The sequence below is a fragment of the Micromonospora sp. BS32 genome (assembly GCF_059089345.1).
In genome coordinates this window covers 1-2374 of sequence record NZ_JBSSHR010000046.1, presented here as the reverse complement: position 1 = coordinate 2374, position 2374 = coordinate 1, and the positions used below count along the sequence as shown (strand labels likewise).

At 65.9% G+C, this 2374-nt stretch carries 3 protein-coding genes; all 3 read right to left on the bottom strand.

Annotated features, from left to right (window positions below; genetic code table 11):
• Positions 1 to 320: 320 nt before the first annotated feature.
• The 3 genes from AC5RWQ_RS30120 to AC5RWQ_RS30110 all read right to left on the bottom strand — a co-directional run bounded on the left by AC5RWQ_RS30120 (position 321) and on the right by AC5RWQ_RS30110 (position 2140).
• On the bottom strand, positions 321 to 806 hold the full coding sequence (locus AC5RWQ_RS30120; RefSeq protein ID WP_494285985.1) for a GNAT family N-acetyltransferase: 486 nt from the start codon (positions 804 to 806) through the stop codon (positions 321 to 323).
• A gap of 108 nt (positions 807 to 914) precedes the next feature.
• Positions 915 to 1544 (bottom strand): 4a-hydroxytetrahydrobiopterin dehydratase family protein, encoded by a 630-nt coding sequence (locus tag AC5RWQ_RS30115; RefSeq protein ID WP_494285984.1) that lies wholly within the window; start codon positions 1542 to 1544, stop codon positions 915 to 917.
• 305 nt (positions 1545 to 1849) lie between these two features.
• Positions 1850 to 2140 (bottom strand): hypothetical protein, encoded by a 291-nt coding sequence (locus AC5RWQ_RS30110; protein ID WP_494285983.1) that lies wholly within the window; start codon positions 2138 to 2140, stop codon positions 1850 to 1852.
• Between the last annotated feature and the right edge of the window lie 234 nt (positions 2141 to 2374).

The window sequence follows — 2374 nt, the reverse complement described above, 5'->3', positions numbered from 1 at the left end:
CCTACCACCGCCGCCGACGACAACACTCTCTGTCCCGGTTGACCCCTATCGAGTACGAGACCATCATGACCCCACCGGCCAGTCAGGCCGCGTGACTGAAACTGTCACCTATCGGTGCAGCAGACCCTCTCCAGCACCCGTTGGCCACACTGGTCCGAGGAACCGTGTTACGTCCGGATCTGCCGCGAGTCGCGCGGTCATGGCCGATGAGCGTGCGTCACTATGCTGTCGTCCCGGACCGCGATGTGGGGGGCTCCGAGGTGTCTGCGACCGCATCCCTGTACGTCCTCGATCGAGACCGGGTGGTGGAACTGGTCTGTCTAGGCCGTGTCTCCTGGATCTTGGCGGGTGGGATCGAAGGTGAGGTTGAGTAGTTCCAGGCCGGTGACGGGCTGGAAGCCGATGTCGGTGTAGAGCGTCAGAGCGGGGGTGTTGTCGGTCTCGGTTTGGAGTGAAACGCGATGCGCGCCAGCGGCACGGGCGTTGTGGATGACGTGCTGGAGCAGGGCGTTCGCGATACCGCTGCGGCGATGGTGCGGGGCCACGTAGAGGTCGCGGATCGACCATGAGGTGCCCAGCATGAGCGATGCCGGCATGATCGTGACCGTGATGAAGCCGCAGACGTGATCAGCTCGGGTGGCGGCAGCGGCGGAGATCCGGTGTTGTGCGAGTTGGTCGTGCAGCCAGGAGCGGGTGATCTCTGGGGTTGACGGTTGGCCGTAGTGCGCCCGGTAGTCGTCGAACAGAGCAGCTACCTGATCGAACGCCGGATGGGCGGAGGCTATTGGCACGATCGTCGTCGTCATGCCGTAAGTGTGGCCGACGGTTAAGCCAGTGTGTCTGTTAGTGCCGGACCACGTCAGCGAGCGCGCGTCGATACGGTCGGATGTGGCCGTGAACCTTCGAGTAGGCCGCTATTCTCGGCCGACCCAGGTGGCGACGCACGCCTCGTTGCCCTCGGCGTCGGCCAGGACCCACCACTTCGGTGCGTGCGCATCAGAGACCAGCTGGCCACCCGCGGCCAATGCGGCGGCGATGCGGGCCTCGGCCTGATCATGCGGGACGGCGACATCAAGGTGCATGCGGTTGCGTTGTGGACGCCGGGCGTCCATTGGCTGCAACCCGAAGCCCGGCCCCCGGCGCGCCGGGTCGGCTAGATAGTCATCATCGATCTGGCGGTAACCCAGCAGCGCCCGCCAGAACGGCAGCACGTCCGCGCGGACGAGGGCGTCGAGGGTGACGTTGATGAGCTGCACGGCGGTCGGGTCGGCGGGGATGTCCAGGTCCCTGGCGGCAGCCGAGATCCGCCGGGCCAGCGCAACGTCGCGCGACAACAGGGACACCGTGACGCCGGCATGACGCAGATCGACGCTGACGTACTGCTGCTCCGCGCCACCGACGAGGCGGCCGACCTCATCGACGAGCGCTATGCCCTTGGCCAGCGATCCGGTGCGGAAATACGCCGAGACCACGTGGTAGAGGCAGCGCCAGTCCTCGACACCGTCGGCCGCGTGGAACTGCCCGGCCGTGATCTGCACCGTCATGCGGCGAACCTAGCATCGGCGGCGCGACGGAGCGCACAGTGGCTCTCGCACTCACTGGTCGGCGGTGCACTCTCATGCCGCGAGTCGGGCGTCGGGACGTCCGACCTTGCCGAGATGATTGCATCGGCTACCCACTGGCCGATGGGACGCCGTCGAGAGGGAATGCAGCGGCGAGGGCGTCGTCTGGCTCGACAGCGGTAGTCAGACGTCGTATGGGTAGAGAGCGACGTTCTCGCGCTGAAGGTAGAGCTCGACCCAGGTGTCGCTGAAGTCCCTGGGGATCGGATCAACGAGGTCAAGCAAGATCAGTGCGCCGTCGAGGTCGAGGATCCCCATACCGTCGGCGTGAGGTCCAGCCGACCGCGAACGATGACGCAGTGACCGCCCTGCTGTAGTCCCGCAGCGGCTTCGGCAGCCGGCTTGGCGTTCCGAGCCCAGACGATCTCCTCGTCGATCTCCCACTCGACGTGGTACTGCCCCGCAGGGGCGTCCGGTTCACCGCACCAGCGGACTGCGGTATGCCCAATCGACGTTCTGACCTGGGCTAGGACGGGGCTCCCCGGGAACCTGGCGATCTTCTCTACCTCGACGAGCATGATTCCATAGTGCCTGCCGGGCGTGGACCACTCGTGCGGGCATCCGGATCTGCCGCGAACCGCTCGCCGCGGAACGTGACCGGATCGCGGGTGCCTGCAACCGGACGTGCCGATGTGCGCGCTTAGTGGACTGCAACGTCAAACGGCCCTACTGCTCAGTCTTCTTCGATGTATCCCGTGGTGGGGTCAACGATGGCCAGGAAGTCGCGGATGTTCTCCATGTGCTCGTCGAGC